This window comes from Robertmurraya beringensis (assembly GCF_042433785.1).
Lineage (GTDB): Bacteria > Bacillota > Bacilli > Bacillales > Cytobacillaceae > Robertmurraya_A > Robertmurraya_A beringensis.
Genome location: NZ_JBHLUU010000111.1, coordinates 23495 through 42823 on the forward strand (window position 1 = coordinate 23495; position 19329 = coordinate 42823).

Genomic DNA, 19329 nt, shown 5'->3' on the forward strand with positions numbered 1-19329 from the left:
TATATTTAGAGTACAGATATACCCTAAAAATTATTGACTATAAAAGCAATTAAAAACGGTTTGTAAGATGGATTTAGACCTAGAGACTAGGATATCTCCCTTTTAAATATAACTAATTCTAACTAAATTCAACTAAAAAAGCCCCATCCATTGGACAGAGCTTTGTGTTTAATTAAATATTAGTTAAGTATGGTGATAACGATCGCTAGTAGTAGAGCAGCACCAGAAGCTACAACTACAGCATTATCTATTCTTTTCATAGTCTTTTCTTTGAAATAAAGGAACATTTGCTCCACCCCGATCACTCTTTATTTTAATCTAGTATAAAACAAGTGTTCGGAATAATCAATCTTTTTCAACTGTCGCTAAGAATTTATTGTTTGGTACCTAGTATCTCTTCTATTCGTCTTGTAACAAATTCACTTCTGTTGCCTGTGATTCTTTTCATAAGTCCTTGTTTTTCCCATTCAGCCTCAGCTTGTTGACGAGCTCGTAAATTCTCAGCTAAATGATTTATCTGTTTCTCACTCTCTAGAATACGAGAAAGCTCAGTTTCATCTTGTTCCACTTTTTCGCTGAATTTTTGTGCTGCCTCTTCTGTTTTATCAATTCTTTCCTTTAATTTTTCGTTTTCTTTCGTTAAATTCTCGATTAGTAATTGTTGCTCTTCCAGTTGGCTTGCAAGAGAGCTTTCCCCTTCTAATAATCGGTTTTCAGAATTCAACAAAGATTGTAGGGCCTTTTTTAACTGAGGTCGATCATCTTCCCCCTTTTCAACTAGTAAGTTAAGGAGCATTTCATTCATAACCTCTAATTTTTGTAATCGTTCTTCTAAATCGTTATCAAAATCAGTAGATGGCAAATTAGAATCATTACTTGTTTGATTAACGACATTTTTAGGGTTTCCTGTAATCCCTACTTCTGCTTTCAACCCATTAAGACGAAATTCATCTTTTAATAGTAGAACCATTTTTAGTTTTAATAGCGATAAGTAATTAAGACGCACATATTTATTTGATGGTGCATCACCAGGGATAATATATTCCTTTAGATTCTCAATGTAATAATTTAAAGAACTTGGTGGTATTTTCTTATCTCCCCCAATAACTTTCCCAGCTTCCGAAACTGAATACCATCTATGTAGATCCTTGCCCAATTCATTTAGGAAATCTTCTCTCATTAATTCCCTTCGTAACGGTTCTCTCTCAACAATCAGCTGGTATAAACTATCGAACTCTAATTCACTTTGAACCTTAAGGATAAAATCCGATTCATTAGCAATTATCTTCATTTCATTACTCATAATTCCACCCTCCAATCTGTACGAAGTTGCACGAAACGAATCCAAATGAATTTTTTCGTTAAATTCTATAAACCGTTCACAACTTTCGTAAAAAATAATAGCAAAAATTGCGGATATTTGCACTAACTAACTAAAACCAACTAAAATATTTATAGAACGAAGTTTCACGAAATGTAACTTAGTTAAAAATAAAGTTTATTCAAGATTATCGAAAACGAACGAAAATGTATTTAGTTACACTTAGTTTATCATTCCAAAATAAACGAATTTTTTCGTAACCTCTGAATAACCTTGCGAAATTCAACGAATTTTTTCGTTTCATCCAAAAAGCTTGCTAATTCCAACGAATTTATTGGTTATACAAAAAACACACCATTGAAAATCAACCAAATAATTAGTAGATTTATTATCGCTCTTTAGAATCATTAGGACAGAATAAATTTCAAAATGTGAATTGAAAAATAGATAACTTTAATCCTGGGAATTGTGTGAAGACGTCAACTTTGTCTCAATATTATGAACCTTAATTGTGGTCCTTAATTATGTACCATAAAGGAAAGGGAGAATAAAAGCCTTGATGTATCAACGTTTTTATGTGTACCGCAATTGAGGTACACATTTTTTCGGACCACATTAGAGTTGTAGTTAAGTACTTTGTTAATTTGGACTAACAATGTGTAGGAGGATATGCCGTGCGTGGAAAGATAAGAGAAGGGATGCTACGTAGCAAACAGATAAGTTATTAACCAAGAAATACTAATATTAACGAAAATAAACTAACTTAAACTAAAAAGAGTTAGCCAAATTTGGTTAACTCTAGTTTTATTAATGGTGGTATCTGTTACTTTTTCACAAATTACAACGACTTAAACTCTGCAGCGATTATAAATACACTTCTTTTAAATCCACCGAATTCCGTATCAGCAGTAATATATTGGCCGTTTTTTAACGGAATCTTTAAACTGTTATTAATACCAAAATCTTCGTTAATGGAAACTTCAAATTTTAATGATTCTATCCCAGAATGTAATCTAGAGTCTGCAATTTGTTTCCATTGTTGATCATGATCATACCAAGTTAAATCATCAGGTATAAAAGGTTCACGAGTAGGGGAGTAGGTACTATTCCAACTTTTTCTTGAACTATTGTTCGTATTCCTACTAGTATTTCCTTCGGCCATATTATTGTATGACACATTGGCGCGCTGTTTATATTCTTCATCTGTAACATTGGTTACCTCAATCTTTGTTGCACCTAATGAGCGGAGAAAGTACTCAGCTTCGTATATCTTATGGTTGATCATTTCTTCATGAAAATGATTTATATCGTAATATCTTCTAGTATCTATTGGATTACAAACATACACCTTGCCGATTTGTGGAAATCCATCACCAGGGAAGAGTGCTGAGTGTGTTTGCCTAATTTCAATTTCCAACGCTATATCTTTAATGTTTTTCTTATCGAATAGACTTTTTACCTTTAAAGCGGTATTCATAAGCTTATATGCTGTATTATTTTCTAGTGTGCGCCTTGCTGCTAAGATACTAGCTTCTAATTCTTTACTTATTCTTTCATGATCTGGTATGTTTTTAATGATTTTAATAATCTTACGCTTCTCGAAGTTATAATCTAGTAAATCTTTTAATTCCATGTTCTCCTCCAAATTATTTAATTAAGAACAGTATATAATAAATTTTTACTATTTTTACTTAGTATCGTTAAATTTATAGTCAGCTTTTATTACAATACTGCTTTAACTAATTTCATCTATGGATTCTATTCATTTATAATAAAAAGTAAAATAAATGGTTGTCATTTTGGAAAACAATATGACACATGAGGTGCTCCTTGTGGTATTTGTTAAAAAACACGGTTTAAGTAAAACTAAAGAATATAAAGTTTGGAAAACGATGAGGCTTAAATGTTATGGTAGCAATCTAGAAAACCGGTATAAAGGTCTAAATTTATGGATTTGTGATGAATGGAGAGAAGACCCTGAAGCTTTTGTGAGTTGGGCCAAGCAAAATGGATACCAGAAGGGATTAGAATTAGTTAGAAAAGATAAGAATGATGGGTTTTATCCCGAAAATTGTGTTTTTCTCGAAAAGAAAGAAACATGTAAAACACATGGTATGAGATGGTCCAGACTATATAACATATGGACCCAGATGCATCAAAGATGTACCAATCCAAACCTTGAACACTTTGATAGATATGGTGGGAGAGGAATCACTGTTTGTGATGAATGGAGTAAGTTTGAAGCCTTTAAAGAATGGTCAATGAGTAATGGATATAAGGATGATTTATCGATAGATAGAATAGATGTTAATGGTAATTACGAGCCGATAAATTGCAGATGGAGTACGGAAACTGAACAACAAAGAAACAAAAGAACAAATCGTTTTATAAAAATCAATGGCGAATCGAAGACCGTTGCAGAATGGGCTGAGATTAGTGGTATGCCCTATAAAAGGCTACAAAGGCGAATTGATACCGGTTGTGAAGAAGAAAACTTGTTATCGCCAATTGGATACCAACACCAGGAAAATCTTCTTGAAATAGAAGGGGTTAGAAAGACTATAAATGCGTGGGCTAAAGAAGCTGGATTACCTTTCTCAACCATTAAAAGAAGATATGATAAAGGTATAAGAGGGATGGATTTACTAAAGAAAGGAAGAGTACAAAAAATAGACGAGTATCAACTAACTTTAGATTTTCTTGATTAAAAATCGGTTTATAAACAATATAGTCTTAAAATAAGAGAGGTACACCACAACAAAATGTGATGTACCTCTGTTTTTAGATATTAAAAATCTAAGTCTAAATCATTTAAGTCTGCTGGTTTCACTTTTTTCTTTTCATTAGTATCAGAATCCCCGAAATCTAGATCATCTAAAGTTACTTTCTTTCTAGCTTTTAGGCTTGAACCTGAACTAAAGAAATCGTCAAACTCGTCTAAACCTAGGCTTGAAGCAGCTTGCTTCTTAGCTTCTTCCTGTTCTTTTTCAATTTGTTCCCATTGAGCTAATTCTTCTCTTAATTGTTGAATTCTCGTTGACGGAGTAGGATATACAGCAAGTCCATATAGAGTTAAGTTTTCTAACTTAGAGTTCTTTGCGATTGCATGGTTAACCTTTGTTGTAAGTAAATCCGACGTATAACGATACACATCATCAGCAATTTTAGGAGAAATATTTTTTGTAGATGGATATAATACCGCCACAGCTCCTGCTAATGCGTGTTTAGCATTGTATGAAGCTAATACTTCATTGTTCTTGAACAACTCATTTATAACCGATTCAATGTTATCATCACTGTTTAAATCTTTGTTTTTAGAGATAGACAACCAACCAGCAGTAGAAAGAGTTGTAAGTAATTCTGTTTTATCATAAACAGAGCGACCTTCTAATAATGGGAGAGAAGAAACTTCTGCTAAGGCACTTGCGATTACCATGTTGCTGTACGATTTCGCATCAATTTCAGTACCACCATAAGTTTTTAAAGGATTGTTAGCGTAGTAATCCTTCATCTTTTCGTTATCGATTACGATAGCCGTACCCATTTTGTTATCGTTCATGAATTGTTGGATGACGCTAATACCTGCTAGAGCATTCTTTCTAAATGCTGAACCTTTTTCATCTGAAGATGGAAGTGAGCAAATAACACCTAATGGTATCTTTCCACCTGGGAGGGCTCTATGGCTTCTTACTTGTGAAAGTAAACTTAACGCTACTTTTAGTGCTCCGTTACCCGTACCACCACCTAAACTAACTGTTACCCATACGAATTCCGCATCTTGAACAGCATCATCTAGGGCAACCTTCTTGTAAAGATCAACATTTTCCTTAGCAATTTCAAATCCTAATTGAGCATTCTTATCTGTTCCTTCCAATTCTGGGAAGTCTTTGCTTGATGTAACAATACGTCGTTCTTCTGGAATTAAGTTCTTATGTTCTTCCATGTCAGACTTTGAAGAGTTTAATAGAAAGGTTGGAAAACCAAAGCGTGATAATTCAGCAGCAATTCTACCGCCACCTTGTCCAAGACCAACGATTGCTTGAGATGGGAAACGACTAATTTCTGATTTTACTTCCTCAGATAATAAGTGAGGTGAAAGTAAAGCTTTAATTGCACCTAGTTTTTCGTTTTCTGTAAATGCTTTGATCATTTTATTGACTCCTTTTTATCTTGTTTTAGGATTTCAAGTAATTGTAAACCGCGTACAGTTACGTAGTATGGAGTTGCTGTACCATCTTCTCTTTTTTCTATAAAACCTTGAACTTCTAAAGTAAGAAAAGCTGCATCATAACGCTTCCTCATATTATGAAAGTTTTCCATTCTAGTTTTCACTAATCCACGGTGTTCTTTATTATGATTTAATACTTCTCGGAATACGTTTAATGTAAAGTTGTCTAATTTCTTTCTTAGAAACCTAATAACGTCCTCGTCATATAGGAGTTGATCTAAGTCTTTGTATTTGACGTTTTCCAATACTTCCTTGTCCAAATTAGCACCACCTTATGTACCCTAAAGATTCACTATTGTGTTCCTTAAAGGTAATTATAGCAATAAATGGCTATAAATCAACTAATTCATGAAAATATTACTAATTTAATTTATATCATTCTATTCTTGTGTTATATTGTGTTCCTCAATTGAGGTACACAATGAATTTACTATAAAACTATCTTATTTTCCCTAAAGTTCACCTTTTGAATGTCTCATAAGGGTAAAAATCTAACAAAACGAATTGGTGCCCCATGCAACTGAATCAGATCATAATTATCTAAAATATACTTAATCGAGTTTCGTTGGATATACTTAGTTCAATTTGAAAAGGCTTAGTAATGTTACCTCTCACCAACCAAAACTCAACATGATTAAGTGGAAAAGTGGAAAAGTGACCGGAATCTAGGAGCATTTTTTAGTGTGGTGGGGGAGGTGAGAAGGGGGAAAGTATTAAATAATTACCTGAAATTTTAAATCAGTCAGCCTTTGTTTTATACAAAAAATCATGCATATTTTTGTCGTGAAAAAGACTAAATAAAAACCATATTTATTTGTTCATTTTAGGAGCCCCATTTGTGTAGTTCCATTTGTGTGAAAATCGCACAAATGAGAGCTCACAAATGACTTGTGTAGTTTAAACCTTTGCTATCAAGGGGTTAACTAGATTTTAGAACGCTGAGTTTCACTCGTGTAACGATGTCCAATTTTACTGTTTTGGAGGGTGAAAATGTTCCATTTCTGGACATTGTTTTTCGTACCCTAAATTAATTCCCCTTACCATTTCCCTCACCTATATTTTCTTGAAATGTACACTAATAAATCGCTCATATATCGTATATTTATTCATAATGTTTTGGTTGAATGAACACTCCTGAAATGATATACTCTGAAAGAAAATGATACTTAAAGGGAGGCCCCCTGTGATGATGAAGCTACTTCTTATTGTGGCTTTGTTTGAGCAGGGGGCTTTTTGTGTTTAAAGGAGGGTAATGTTTGGAAGATAAAAAAAGAATCTATCTCTTTAATGGACAAAGAGTATGGATTACTAATAAGGACCTCAACCTTCTATTGTTAATTTGGAAGCATAGGGTTTTGAGTTTAGGTCAAGTCCAGTTTTACCTTCGTAGTAGATATCAAGATAGTCAAAATTCTATTTATCAGAAATTGATTAAATGGAATCACATGAAAATAGTTACTACTGAAGGTTATACCGAGGGCAAGAATCTTCCGTACAAGTGTGTTCGAATTGCTAAAAATGGAATGGAGATTTTGAAAAAGGAAGGAGTCAAACTCGATAGCGATTATAATTATAAAACCTTGAAGATTCCTAAACATGCTACAGCTGACCATTTCTTTGGTACACGGGAAGTAATCGTCAGGTTTAATTTACTTGCTGCCGAACATGATTTTCATAAGTTTGTATCCGTTCATCCAATTGAATTACCGTATAACGATATAAACGAAGTGAAGACATTTGAGCAACATGTAACACCTGGGGCAAAGTTAACTCCAATGGTTACACCTGATTGGATACTCATTAGTGACCATGCAATTCTGAATATCGAGTCTGATACGGGTTCCGAGTATTCGGATGTGATCGTGGAGAAAGTTAAAAAATACGTGGATTATGTAACACAAGGATTACATAGTAAAGACCATCATGTTCTGATTGTTCCACCAGATTCATATGACGATGACATTCTTACTTATGTAAAGCCTCCACCAAAAGATCGAAGCAAACGATTAGGTACGCTTAAAGATTACATTATTAGAGCAAGTGCTCACATCATTCCTAATCTACATTTCCATGTTGTTTCCTCTAGTCGTTCGGGAATAGTCGCTTATAACATTCTGTCAGGACAGTACCGTAATAGAACGGAAGAACTCTCTAAAGTATTAGGTGGTTTCCGTGACAATCCGAATCTATGTGAAGCAGTAGAAGAAATAAACCCTAGTACCATCTATGGCCCAAGCGTAGAGGAAGCTCTATATGCGGATCAGCATTTATTAATCACAGGGAAAGATGGAATCTCTATACTGGTACTCGTCAAGTTAATGGAAGAGGGAAGTGTTAAGTCATTAGATGAATTAGAGTTGTTAAACTATCTAGTGAAAAATGATCGCCTTGAAAAGAAGGTAGATAAAATCCTAGCAGTCTATCTGACAGATAATGAACTTCAACATGATGCGTTAGGTGAAAGATGGGATTTACAACATGTTTTATTTACGTCCATTCAACAACTAAATAAAAACGGAAAGAGCGGAGCAATTTTCTATCGTTCTGTTAAACCGTTAAAGAAAAGTAGGTGTACTCTCTATGAAGGATAAGCTTCTTCCAAAGTTACCGCTTATAACGGTAACAGTTTTAGGAACACTGTCCGTATTTTTAACCATTCGGGCGATGTTCAACTATCTCTTTTTAATGGTAGGACAATTCCTTGGCTCCATTCCTATGTTCATTCTTTTTGGGGACCCAACAGAACCAGGGAGGATTGGGTATTGGTTGTCAGCTGCTATTTTAATTGTCGGCTGGTTAGTAAGTACAAAGTTTAAGAAGTTCAAGACTCCAAAGTGGAGAATCGCATGGTTCCTTAACATGGCATTGGGAATGTTGTTTTATTTTCTATGGATGGTCTCCGCTCCTGTATATAACTCACTATTACCGTATCTAGGGAATAGAATTACCAATATGGACGTGAGTAACATTTGGTTAGCGGTAGCAGTAGGAGATACACAAACCTTGCTACTAACTGTCATGTTTATACCTACAGTTGTTACACTCGTAAGTATGATGTGGTTAGCAGGTCAGTACTCACAGTACTCAAAGGATTTAAACGAAGCCTTTTGGGATTTTGAATTTAAGAATGCTCATTTACAGAAGTTATTTAAACTTGAGAAAAAAGAGCATTGGCCGGATGTGGTTCTAGGACCATCTTCTGATACAAAAGAATTAATTGTACAACCTGGTCGCGACCGAACACTAAATAATATAATCATAGGTTCGATTGGAACAGGTAAAACCGCAGCGCTTGTATTACCTATCATTAATCAAGATTTACATTGGATGACCCGCTTTATCAATGACTATCCAAATCTATATAAACGAGAAGATTATGATAGTGAAGAAGTGAAGGGGATGTACCTTAACGGAATTAGTGTTATCGAGCCCTCTAATGATCTATGTCAAAAAGCGTTTCAATTGGTAAAGGCTCATGGTATCCCAGAAGAGTCAGTATTCTATATTGATCCGACCAATCCAAATACACCTAGTATTAATCCTATGCAGGGTCCTGTTGACAAAGTGGCAGAAGCCTTTGCGATGGTGGTTGAAGGGTTAGCGGAAGATAGTGGTGGTGGTTCGGACTTCTTTAAACAAAGTGAACGAAATCATTTAAAGCATTATATCTATCTATTAAAGCTTCATGATCCAGAGCAAGAAGTAACGTTTGATATGTTATTGAAGATGTATGATAACTCCAACTTAGTAAGAAACATGCACGTGAAATTAAAGAAACGTATCCCTAAACAAATAGATGAAATTCAAGATAGGGATGAACGCAACCATTGGGCCATTGTAAAACAGATTGATGAATGGTTTGACAACAACCTTCTCCCTCGAACAGAAAGGGGAGGAAGCGGTAGTATACCTAAACTGATTGCCGAAGGGGAATATAGAGGTCAGCAAGAATTTTATGATGCAAAAGCGGAATACGTTCAAGGTCTCCGAAACATCTTGAATGACATTGGGGCCAACCCATTGATTCGTAGAGTTCTATTCGGAAAGTCTGATTTTGATTTTGATCGCCACCTTTCTTCCGGAGGAGTGCTCTTAGTCAACACTGCTAAGGGGGAGATGGCAGGTCTATCTAACATTCTAGGAAAGTTAGTATTACTTAGCTTGCAGAATGCTGTTTTCAGAAGGAAGCCAAACACCTCAACGTTTCACCATATAATCTGTGACGAATTTCCCGACTACATTTACGCCCCATTCCGGGAATTCCCAGCACAATCTCGTAAATATAAAACGGTTATTACGGTGGTTGCCCAAACCATTGCCCAGCTGGCTGATAAATATGGAGAAACCTATATGCATACTTTACTAGGAACGCTTCGTCATAAAATGGTATATGGCGATATTCCTGACTTTGATGCTCAATTATTCTCTAAAATCTTTGGGGAAGAGGAGAAGTTTGAAGAGGGGATCCAAGAGCAAGCGGTTAGTCCGCTCCAAGAAAAGCCTATGTTACGTATGGGGAATACTTACTCTAAGAAGAAGGAAGCGATCTTGTCTCCTGACGGTATTATCTTCCAAAAGCCATTCCAATGTGCGGTTAAGATTGTATCTGAGAACAAACCTATGAAAGTAGTACAAATTGATGCTAACTTTGTACCGAAAGATGAATTTCAGGATGCTGTTGTTTCCGTTAATGAAGAGGCCGCTTTGGTTTGGTTAGAGAATCGTAAAGGTATTGTTGTTCAAGAGGAAAGTGAATTGCTAGAGGAATTCCAGGTACTAGATGAGGAAGAAGAAATTGAAAAAGGTGAAGAAAAAGAACCGTTACTGGTCTTCCCAGTCAAAGAGCAACCTGTTGATTTCCATTCTATGTATGAGAGCAAAGAATCTCATATAGTAGTAGAAGACGAAAAACCATCTAGTCGAGTGATTGTTCCAGAAACTGCAACAATTAATGATACTTCTACCCCTTCTGTAGAGAGTAAACCTGTTACCATAGAGGAAGAAACCATAAAGGTAACGGAGGAAGATAAGCCTTCTGAAGTTAAAATAGAAGGTAAAAAACCAAAGATCTCTAATTTAGAAAGAAGAAGAGCGGAGGTATCTGCCCTCGGTAAGCAACAAAAACAACTAGAAGACGAACTATTAAACTCATTAAAGGATATTCAACCGATTGAAGAGGAAGAGGTTGAGACAGAAAAAGAGGAAAAAGAGATCATTCAAGAAGTTAAGAAAGAAGTTGCTGCTTCGGTGGAGCCTGTTAAAGATGAAAAGGGCGGTCCTATCAGATTTACATTTAAAGACTAGAAAGGGTGAACTACTGGTGAAAATCCAACCACGAAAAGGGGTAAATACGAAAAAAATTAAAGTAAAACTTTATCTAGCTGGCAACCAATTTGCCGCAACAGCAAAAGATGATTACTTCTTTGTAGATAAATGCTACGCTGATACACCTGAGTTGGCTAAAGAAATAGCATTAGAAAAATTATTTAATTTATATAATATGGAGATTCGTAGTATTATTTAAGGCTCGTCTATAAGACGGGCTTTTTTATTCTCAATACTTTCCAATTTAGTAGTACAATAGAGGTATCAGAAATAGAAAGCATAATAAATAAAAGGGGAAATAGGTGTAAGGATGATATTTCAAAACGCATTCACTGAATTGGACAGTTATTTGAAACAAAACTTAAATACAGTTACTTGTGATGAATTATTTAAACTGAAGAAGGATTTCTATGGAATGTTTGATTCTTTAAGTAATAATACCGCTAATCTTACAGGGTTTACTGAATTAATTATATTTAGGTATTTGTATCATGCGTTTAATATGACAGGAGAGGTAATTAATAGAACTGTGCATAACGGGGATACGAGTATCTCTATAGGGAAAAGATTTAATGGGAAAAACGGTAAGTATCAAGAACCAGATATTGTTGTAGAGCAGGATGGGAGAATTGAGTATTTATTTTCAATAAAAAATATACTAAGTACCGTAGCGCCAACGGAAAACGAAAAGCGAAGCAAATTGGTTCAGCAATTAATAAAAACAAACGGAGTGTGTACAGTTGCTATTCAGGATATTTTTAGAATAGATAATATCCGTCACGATAAGCATGAAGACTTTAAATCTATTACAGTGGTTTTTTCTGAGATTGCACCAAGACATCAACGAGCGGTAGAACTCATTCGTGGACAATTTGAATGGCATCGTTTTCTGGTATTAGAGAATAACCACAAACCTTTTGTTAAAGAGTTAGAAGATATTTTGAATCTGAAAATTTAAAGATAGAAGGGACGAAAGAAGGTGATAGTGTGGAATGGAAAACATTACGTGAAGAAGACCTCAACAAAACTGAAAAAGAACTATTCCAAATGATTTACTCTCAAGAAGATTTTGACCTAATATTTAAACGAAGAAAAAGAAGAAAAAATAAAAATTCTATCGTTCATGATTTGAAGCTATATATAGAGGAACTAAAAATGTTGTATAAACAAAAAGCGGGATGTGATTACACTAAAGACCATTTTAAGAAGTACTTTGTTGACCATGATACAACAAAAAAAGCTAGTTACAAATCCTCTCCAACTAAGGGGGCTATGTTAATCGAACGGGGAAGAGGTCGAAATGCTGACCTCTCAGAAAATCGAACTATTAATAATTCAGATAGACGAAACAAGATTTAACATAACATAACTATCAAAGGTTAAAATACCCGCTAGAATCCTTCTAGCGGGATGTTTTGTATTTAACGGTAAGAACCAGACATGTGATCTTGTGCCATTCTAATTAACCTTTTAGTAATCTCTCCACCAACTGAGCCATTTGCTCGGCTAGTTGTATCTCCACCCAATTGCACACCAAATTCATTTGCTATTTCGTACTTCATCTGTTCTAGAACTTGTTCGGCCCCAGGTACTAGTAAATTATTGTTATTATTGCTTCTTGCCATGATGTAACATCTCCTATTATGTGATGGTAGCACACTAATAGTATGGAAATTAAAGATTAAATTATTCGTATCGTTTACATGGTAAGTTATGGGATAATTAGTTGAAAACCAATTACAATCAATCAGAATTACATAGAGGAAGTAGGAGGAATAGATTGTTTATAACAGGAAATTCAACATTAGATCTCTTAATATTTATATTAATTATTTATTGTTTAATGATATTAGGATGGGTCACTTATAGCTCACATAAGAGAGAACAACATATGAAGCAATTAGAAGAAAAAATGACTAAGGCAGGAATTCGTGAGATTGACGTAATGACTGGTGAAGAATTTGAAGACTATTTAGCAGTACTATTTAAACGCTATGGTTATCAAGTAGAAATGACCCCTGGATCAAATGATTTTGGAGCTGACCTTATTTTAGAGGGAAGTGAACGGATTGTTGTCCAAGCCAAGAGATATAGAAGGACTGTAGGGATTAAAGCTGTTCAAGAGATTCATTCAGCCAAGTTATATTATCATGCGCAGGAAGCATGGGTGATAACCAACAATTATTTCTCCGCTAATGCAATAGAATTAGCAGTGTCTACTGGTATTAGGTTAATAGACCGTGAAGAATTACTTGATATGATTCTAACTTTATCAAAATCTGAATCTGCTGAAACCAGAACATCCAGATACGCTAGGAAAGGGTGATTATCTTGCATCGGTCCATTGAAAATAGAGCGAAATCTATATTAAATACCCTCTATAATTACTTAGAGTATGATTTTACTTCAGGGATCTATCCAGATGATGAACGAGAAGATGAAGCAATCATAGTGATTTCTCCAGAAAATGTATTTACATATAATACAGAGGATGTATATATATTTGTTTCTAAAGAGTACTTACGTTTCTATGTACAGGGATTTATTTCCTTTGGAGATGAAATTGATTACGAGTTTCTAAATCAACTGAATATATGTTCAGACCACATTAAGCTGCTAGTTAATGAAGATGGTAATGTAAGTGCAGATAAATATATCTATACAGGAGAGTTTTTAATTGAAATGGCCCCCATGCTCCTTATTATAAACTTTAAAAACTTTGTAAAAGAAATAGATAACCATCTTGAGCAGTTTTCAGACGCAAAAAAAGTTTTGGGGTTAGAGGAGCATTATCAAAATGAACTAGATAAATATACGGTACCCATTTCAACAGCAGCTGAACTACTAGGAGTAAGTAAAACGACCGCTACCAATTGGGTAAACAGGGGTTTTATCGAGGCAAGAAAGATAAGAGGCAGATGGATGATCCATCCTGTATCATTGGAGAAATTTAAGAATCAATGGGATAAAGAACATGATAAAACAGAATAAATCGATACAAATAAAGATTAGATTGAACGTTTCTCAGTAAAAGTGGATCTTACCAATAGGACTTGCCTGAAATAAGTTCTTTGCTGAAGGTAGAGATGTAAATATGAGAATGCTAGAGCTATAAATTATAAAAGCAAATATTTTACCTATAAAAATACATATTGAATTATTTGTAAGGGTGTTATACACTCTAGGTAAGAATTAATGTACGAATAAATGAATACCTAATGGGAAGACCCCAAAAAACGGAGTAGTCACTTTTTTGACTCCTCTGGTTTTTGGGGTCTTTTTGCGTTGTTATTCATTTGTTCAATCAGTTTATTGAATAACAGGAGGAAATACAAATGGCTGAATTTACAATAAAATCGTGGTCAAACGACGCACAACTAGATGACCTAGCAAGATTTAAGAGAGATAGGGAGATTGTTCGTGGAGTCGTGACATCAATCTCTATCATTAAAGATAAGGAAATTGCGTTTTTACTACTTGAAAATGGAGTAACTGCATACTGTCCAGCAGAAGAGTTCTCCGCTCACGAATTCCGTTCATTAAATGGATTCGCAGGTACCATGCAAGAGTTTATTGTTACGAACTTAGACCTGGACCAAGAGGTCGCTATCGTAAGCATTAAGCAAGCGGATGAAATGAAGAAGGCAAAATTTTTAAGCCAACTAGAAGTCTTAGAACAATCAGAACTCCTTCACACATTTGAGTTTGACGGTGTAGTAACAGGTATGAACCTAGCAAATAGAAACATCTTTGTTCGTATCAATGGGGTAGACGCTGTTATGTATGCAAATGATTACAGTTGGGATCGTAGCCGCCGAGTCGAAGAACAAGTTCAACGCGGTGAAAAAATCAAAGTAAAAGTAATCCGCTTTAACAAAGAAAATAATCTGATTCGTGTATCTCGTAGACACACACTAGAAGATCCATTCGTAAAATTAGAAGCTCTACAAAATCATAGTGCTGTAGCTGGTCGAGTAACAGGTGTTGACCCTGTACATGGTATATTCATTCAACTAGATGTTGGCCTTGAGGTAAAAGGAGTAAAGCCTAACCAATTAGAAGAGCCAATTGTAGGGGATATCGTTTCTTGTCGTGTACGAAGCATTGATAAAGAGAAGCGTCAAGCAAAGGTAGTTATTACTGGTTATCCAAGGGGCAAGAAGAAGCGCAAAGATGTTGGAGCATTCTTGTTTGAATAATGGATACAGTAGCACAAGACCTGGTTCCATTTGACGAGACACTAGAAACCTATATGTACACCTCTAAAAAAGGTGACATACCACTTTGGGACCACCCCTTCCTAAAAGGTAGCAAGGTCCTACCGAAGAATTATCATCCCATTACCAATCTGGAACGTGCGGTTGAGCATTTTTCCAGAGGGTTGATAGATGAGAAAGACTTTATCATATTAAAAGTACTAGGTGACGCGATTTGCGCAAATGAAAATCAACTAAGACGGTACCTAGAACCTAAAATGAGTCCTTCTCAAACTTCTTTACGGTTAGACCGATTGAGACGAAATGGTTTCGTGGAACGTTGGAAGGTTCGAATTAGAGAGCAAGAAGACACCGTGAAGCCTCCCGCTCCTTATACATTAGGAATGGCTGGCTTCAAACTTATGAAACACTATTATAATTCCGAATTCTTTATGGATGCGAACCGTTGGGATTCTCTTGGTATAGGGGGAATTAAACGTTATGTGTCAGTAAATGAGTTGCGGTGTACGATGGTAGAGATGAAAATCTTAAAGCAGTGGAAATGGAATCCGTTCATAGGAAATCATAATAAAAATCACCGTCCATTAGGAGTCGCTAACGTCGATACCCCTTATGGATCAGTGAACTTTTTGATTGACCGAGTACAATCTTCACAAAACTTTATTGGTTATTTTAGAGAACGTCTCTACAATTGGAGAAAGTTATACGAGCGCTATGGGGAGCTGCCAATTTCCGAGTTTCCTAATCATCCGAGTTATGTCATTATTTTTGCTTCGACGCTTTCTGTAGCCAACCAACTCCAAAAAGAACTGATGCTTGATACTTACCCGTTTAATATATGGGTTTGTGTAGAGGAGGACTTATTGGAGACTGGCTTCAACACTTCCTTCTATTTCCCTACAAGTGAAAAACTGAAGCAAATGCAGTTAGAATTTTAAGGGAGTGACAGAATGGCGAAGATGGTCAAGACTGATACTCAGCAATTAGTAGGAGATTTATTCTTACACGATTTAACTACCTATCAACATTCCCTAAGAGTAGGCGATGAATTATTTCGCTTTGCATCATATTTACATCTTGAGGACGTAGAAACTATTTACGTCCTTGGGATATTACATGATATCGGGAAATTAGGAATTCCTCATGCACTACTCTGTGGTTTTTATTATAAAATGTCATTGTTTAAAAATAATTTGTCACTTGATTTTTTATATATGTCATAGATACAGAAGTGTGGTTCCTGGTACTAAAGGGATTTCTGTATTCTTATTAAACAATTATTATAATAACTTTTATTTATTCCCAATAGTTAATAAATCTGAGGATGGAAAATAAGTTTATTATATTTTGTAATAAAATTAGAGTTTATGAAAAACTTAACTTAAGTAAATGTGATGACCTTGGTAGGGTAATTACTGCATTTTTATAATGTCTAGCTTTCAGAAATTTTAATTGTACAGTAGAAAATACTATAATAACGAATTAGATTTATGTTATACGCTTTTGATAGCAATAAATAAGTTGAAACCCCTAAACTTATTATCCCTCCTAGTGAGGATGAGGAATTATGTATATTAATTATTTTATTACTTTTGATAAAGCTTTTAGATGGTCAAGAATTTGACCTGAGAGTTCCTGTTATAGATAAATTTTCTTATGGCCAATAAAGATAATATATCTGCACAAGGATGGAGAGCTGACCTTTTATTGTCAGCTTAAAAAGGTCTTTTTCAAATGGAACTAGAACTAGAAAAATACCACTCATAAAATTATTTTTAATAATGAAGGTTAATATATATACCATGATTTATAGTTAAAGAATGGGAAAAATACACTTTGGTTGGTCAACCAAAGAATGCATAAAGTTACAGAAGCCAGTCGTTCCATATATCATTAGTAAAATAAGTAGTAAACTTGAGTGAAATAGTAATATTTATCTGTTACTTTATATTAGTTCTGCAGCGGTATCAAAAGGTATTGATACCCACATGAACTGTAACCAACCTATTATAATGAAGGCATAACAAATTTTTATACCTTACTTGTATAGACGAATGTATTTTTATATAAACTTTTGTGTAAGTGTCCCTTTGTTCTTTACTACTTTTACTTCTGCCCAAGCACCGTTTATTAAGGTCATCTGAGGAGGTAAGTGTCCGCAATCAATATCGTAAATGATAGGTAAGCCCAACTCTTCATATATTTCAGCATATACATCCTTTATAGTGTAATCATTTTTTGCTATATCAACGGATGTTCTACCAAACAATATTCCGCTACAATTTTTGAACCACCCAGCTAGTTTCATTTGTACTATACTTCTCTTCAATTCTACAGGACTTAAACTACAATTTTCGAAATACCATAAAATAGGCTCAGAATTTATAAATTCCCTTTGAAATTTATCGATATTACCATATTCTGTACCAATTAAATGTCTAATTACATCTATACAACCCCCTAGTAATCTCCCTGATACCTCGGTGTTCCTTCCAAGAATTTTCCAACTTGTTTTCTCAGAAAAATTAAAAACATATAAAGTAGGATTGTTGAAGTCCCATTCGCTTTGAAACTCCTCTGAAGAATATTGTGTCACTTCATCGTACATTGCTGTCGATAAAACTTTTGTCCACATCTCCGTGGTAACATCCATTTTACTTCCTCTCATATCAATAAAGTTAGTTCCGTGGGCTGTTGCAATACCTGTTTTTAAAGTTATAGCTAATAACAATAAGCTAATATCAGAGTAACCCATAATCCACTTTGTTTTTAAGCTTTCATAATTAATGTATTCTAAGATTTCAATAGCTAAATCACCACCCCATGGAGGAATTACTATAGAGATATCATCGTTATTAAATAAATTCATAAATTCTTCTGCGCGTTTAATTGGAGAATCAGACCTTACTTTATTTTGCTTCCAAATATTCGGTGTTTCAATAACTCTATGCCCTCTATGATTCATAGCTTTTATAGCATCTCTTAATATGCTGTGTAAGTAATGTTTAACACCTGATGAAGGAGATGTAACTCCCACTGTCATAGGAAAATCTAGTAAAGGATATTTAATCAATTTTCTCTCTCCCTGAGTTTAAATTCAAAAAACGATAAAAATTTTGACAATTCGACAATATTACAATATAATCCATATTAGCATTAAAATTACAAATAATGCAATAAAAGTAAAGGTTGGTGTAAAAATGGAGAAAACAATTTTGAAAACTGGGTTAGAGGATTTGAATTTTAATCTTGAAACACATTATTTAGATGCTATTGAAAGTAAATGGTATCAAATGTTGTGTTTGTTACAGGATGAAATTAATCATGCTACTTATTCATTTTTTAGAGGTAAAGGAATTAAGAGTGTATCGTTACCAATAACAACTGGATCAGTAACAAGTCCTATGGGATTAGGAAGCGATTCCTTGCCGGTAAAAATAAATTTAGAAGGTGAAGAAACATATTTATCGGATTCAATGCAATTCCACTTAGAATATGCAATACGATTGTTGAAAAATGGAACCCATTATGTTATGCCATCCTTTAGAGGTGAAAAAGCTGATAAAAGGCATTTATGTCAGTTTTATCATAGTGAAGCTGAAATTCCCGGTAAATTAGATGATGTAATTAGTTTAGTAAATCAGTACATTTTATTTCTATGTAATCATATTATTCAAAATATAAAAGAGGATTTAAGTGATTTTACAGGGGATATCTCACATATTGATAAGTTTATAGAATTAGGTGGAAATATACCGAGAATTACCTTTAATGAGGCTTGCAAATTGTTAGATTATGATAAAAGGTATGTAAGTATTCATCCAGAGGGTTTTAGGACTATTAATTCTGAAGGGGAAAAGAAGTTAATTGAGCATTTTGGAGGGTTTGTATGGTTGACACACCACGACTATAAATCAGTACCATTTTATCAAGATCATGATGAAACTGGTTCACAAGCCTTAAATGCAGATTTGTTATTTGGAATAGGAGAAGTTGTAGGTGCTGGACAAAGACATGTGGATGATCAAGGATTGCTCAATGCAATGAATATGCTTAATGTTAATCCAGAAGAATACCAATGGTATCTGGAGATGAAAAAGAGATATCCAATGATAACCTCTGGTTTTGGCATGGGGATAGAAAGGTTTATTTTGTGGGTTTTAAAACATGATGACATCAGAGATTGCCAATTAATTCCCAGGTTTAATGGTATTACAATAAACCCATAAGGAGTATCA

Annotated in this window: 18 protein-coding genes; 12 read left to right on the forward strand and 6 right to left on the reverse strand. The window is 34.5% G+C overall.

The features are described 5' to 3' along the window. Positions 1 to 373 precede the first annotated feature (373 nt). Both ACFFHF_RS16325 and ACFFHF_RS16330 read right to left on the reverse strand, forming a co-directional pair. Positions 374 to 1303, reverse strand: coding sequence for a hypothetical protein (locus ACFFHF_RS16325; protein WP_160549696.1), 930 nt, complete (start codon positions 1301 to 1303; stop codon positions 374 to 376). 856 nt (positions 1304 to 2159) lie between these two features. Then, the gene (locus tag ACFFHF_RS16330; RefSeq protein WP_160549695.1) at positions 2160 to 2954 is read right to left on the reverse strand and encodes a hypothetical protein; all 795 of its coding nucleotides are present in this window, start codon (positions 2952 to 2954) and stop codon (positions 2160 to 2162) included. A 199-nt stretch (positions 2955 to 3153) separates the two neighbouring features. On the opposite strand from ACFFHF_RS16330, the gene ACFFHF_RS16335 reads away from it, so the two are divergent. After that, the gene (locus ACFFHF_RS16335) at positions 3154 to 4029 is read left to right on the forward strand and encodes a hypothetical protein (RefSeq protein ID WP_160549694.1); all 876 of its coding nucleotides are present in this window, start codon (positions 3154 to 3156) and stop codon (positions 4027 to 4029) included. 80 nt (positions 4030 to 4109) lie between these two features. Here ACFFHF_RS16335 and ACFFHF_RS16340 read toward each other — a convergent pair whose 3' ends face one another. Together ACFFHF_RS16340 and ACFFHF_RS16345 are read right to left on the reverse strand one after the other, a co-directional pair. Next, on the reverse strand, positions 4110 to 5471 hold the full coding sequence (locus ACFFHF_RS16340; protein WP_160549693.1) for an FtsZ/tubulin family protein: 1362 nt from the start codon (positions 5469 to 5471) through the stop codon (positions 4110 to 4112). Then, complete coding sequence (locus ACFFHF_RS16345) at positions 5468 to 5809, reverse strand: hypothetical protein (RefSeq protein ID WP_377058611.1); 342 nt, start codon at positions 5807 to 5809, stop codon at positions 5468 to 5470. Before ACFFHF_RS16345 ends, ACFFHF_RS16340 begins: the two co-directional genes overlap by 4 nt. 996 nt (positions 5810 to 6805) lie before the next feature. Here ACFFHF_RS16345 and ACFFHF_RS16350 point away from each other — a divergent pair. The 5 genes from ACFFHF_RS16350 to ACFFHF_RS16370 all read left to right on the forward strand — a co-directional run bounded on the left by ACFFHF_RS16350 (position 6806) and on the right by ACFFHF_RS16370 (position 12233). Further along, positions 6806 to 8140 carry a replication-relaxation family protein gene (locus tag ACFFHF_RS16350; protein ID WP_160549692.1) on the forward strand — a complete coding sequence of 445 codons (1335 nt, stop codon included), beginning with the start codon at positions 6806 to 6808 and terminating at the stop codon, positions 8138 to 8140. Beyond that, positions 8130 to 10853 (forward strand): type IV secretory system conjugative DNA transfer family protein, encoded by a 2724-nt coding sequence (locus ACFFHF_RS16355; protein ID WP_160549691.1) that lies wholly within the window; start codon positions 8130 to 8132, stop codon positions 10851 to 10853. Before ACFFHF_RS16350 ends, ACFFHF_RS16355 begins: the two co-directional genes overlap by 11 nt. A 16-nt stretch (positions 10854 to 10869) precedes the next feature. Then, the gene (locus ACFFHF_RS16360) at positions 10870 to 11073 is read left to right on the forward strand and encodes a hypothetical protein (protein ID WP_160549690.1); all 204 of its coding nucleotides are present in this window, start codon (positions 10870 to 10872) and stop codon (positions 11071 to 11073) included. Positions 11074 to 11184: 111 nt separating this feature from the next. Further along, complete coding sequence (locus tag ACFFHF_RS16365; RefSeq protein ID WP_160549689.1) at positions 11185 to 11832, forward strand: hypothetical protein; 648 nt, start codon at positions 11185 to 11187, stop codon at positions 11830 to 11832. 29 nt (positions 11833 to 11861) lie between these two features. Beyond that, positions 11862 to 12233: a hypothetical protein gene (locus ACFFHF_RS16370; RefSeq protein ID WP_160549688.1), complete on the forward strand. Its 372-nt coding sequence runs from the start codon at positions 11862 to 11864 to the stop codon at positions 12231 to 12233. A 62-nt stretch (positions 12234 to 12295) separates the two neighbouring features. Here ACFFHF_RS16370 and ACFFHF_RS16375 read toward each other — a convergent pair whose 3' ends face one another. Then, positions 12296 to 12499 (reverse strand): alpha/beta-type small acid-soluble spore protein, encoded by a 204-nt coding sequence (locus ACFFHF_RS16375; RefSeq protein ID WP_160549687.1) that lies wholly within the window; start codon positions 12497 to 12499, stop codon positions 12296 to 12298. A gap of 266 nt (positions 12500 to 12765) precedes the next feature. Here ACFFHF_RS16375 and ACFFHF_RS16380 point away from each other — a divergent pair, with 266 nt between their 5' ends. The 5 genes from ACFFHF_RS16380 (at position 12766) to ACFFHF_RS16400 (ending at position 16314) form a co-directional block, all read left to right on the forward strand. Continuing rightward, positions 12766 to 13200, forward strand: coding sequence for a restriction endonuclease (locus ACFFHF_RS16380; RefSeq protein WP_160549898.1), 435 nt, complete (start codon positions 12766 to 12768; stop codon positions 13198 to 13200). Between the two features lie 5 nt (positions 13201 to 13205). Further along, a complete protein-coding gene (locus tag ACFFHF_RS16385; RefSeq protein ID WP_160549897.1) occupies positions 13206 to 13865 on the forward strand; it encodes a helix-turn-helix domain-containing protein in 660 nt (219 codons plus the stop codon). 344 nt (positions 13866 to 14209) lie between these two features. After that, on the forward strand, positions 14210 to 15073 hold the full coding sequence (locus ACFFHF_RS16390) for a S1 RNA-binding domain-containing protein (RefSeq protein ID WP_160549896.1): 864 nt from the start codon (positions 14210 to 14212) through the stop codon (positions 15071 to 15073). Next, positions 15073 to 16029 (forward strand): replication-relaxation family protein, encoded by a 957-nt coding sequence (locus ACFFHF_RS16395; protein WP_160549895.1) that lies wholly within the window; start codon positions 15073 to 15075, stop codon positions 16027 to 16029. Before ACFFHF_RS16390 ends, ACFFHF_RS16395 begins: the two co-directional genes overlap by 1 nt. Before the next feature lie 12 nt (positions 16030 to 16041). After that, positions 16042 to 16314: an HD domain-containing protein gene (locus tag ACFFHF_RS16400; RefSeq protein ID WP_160549894.1), complete on the forward strand. Its 273-nt coding sequence runs from the start codon at positions 16042 to 16044 to the stop codon at positions 16312 to 16314. A gap of 839 nt (positions 16315 to 17153) precedes the next feature. On the opposite strand, the gene ACFFHF_RS16405 is transcribed toward ACFFHF_RS16400, so the two are convergent. Next, positions 17154 to 18164, reverse strand: a complete 1011-nt coding sequence (locus ACFFHF_RS16405) for a S66 family peptidase (RefSeq protein WP_160549707.1) — start codon at positions 18162 to 18164, stop codon at positions 17154 to 17156. A gap of 127 nt (positions 18165 to 18291) precedes the next feature. Between ACFFHF_RS16405 and ACFFHF_RS16410 the strand changes: the two genes are divergently transcribed. Beyond that, positions 18292 to 19320, forward strand: coding sequence for an asparagine synthetase A (locus ACFFHF_RS16410; protein ID WP_377058612.1), 1029 nt, complete (start codon positions 18292 to 18294; stop codon positions 19318 to 19320). Positions 19321 to 19329: the final 9 nt, after the last annotated feature.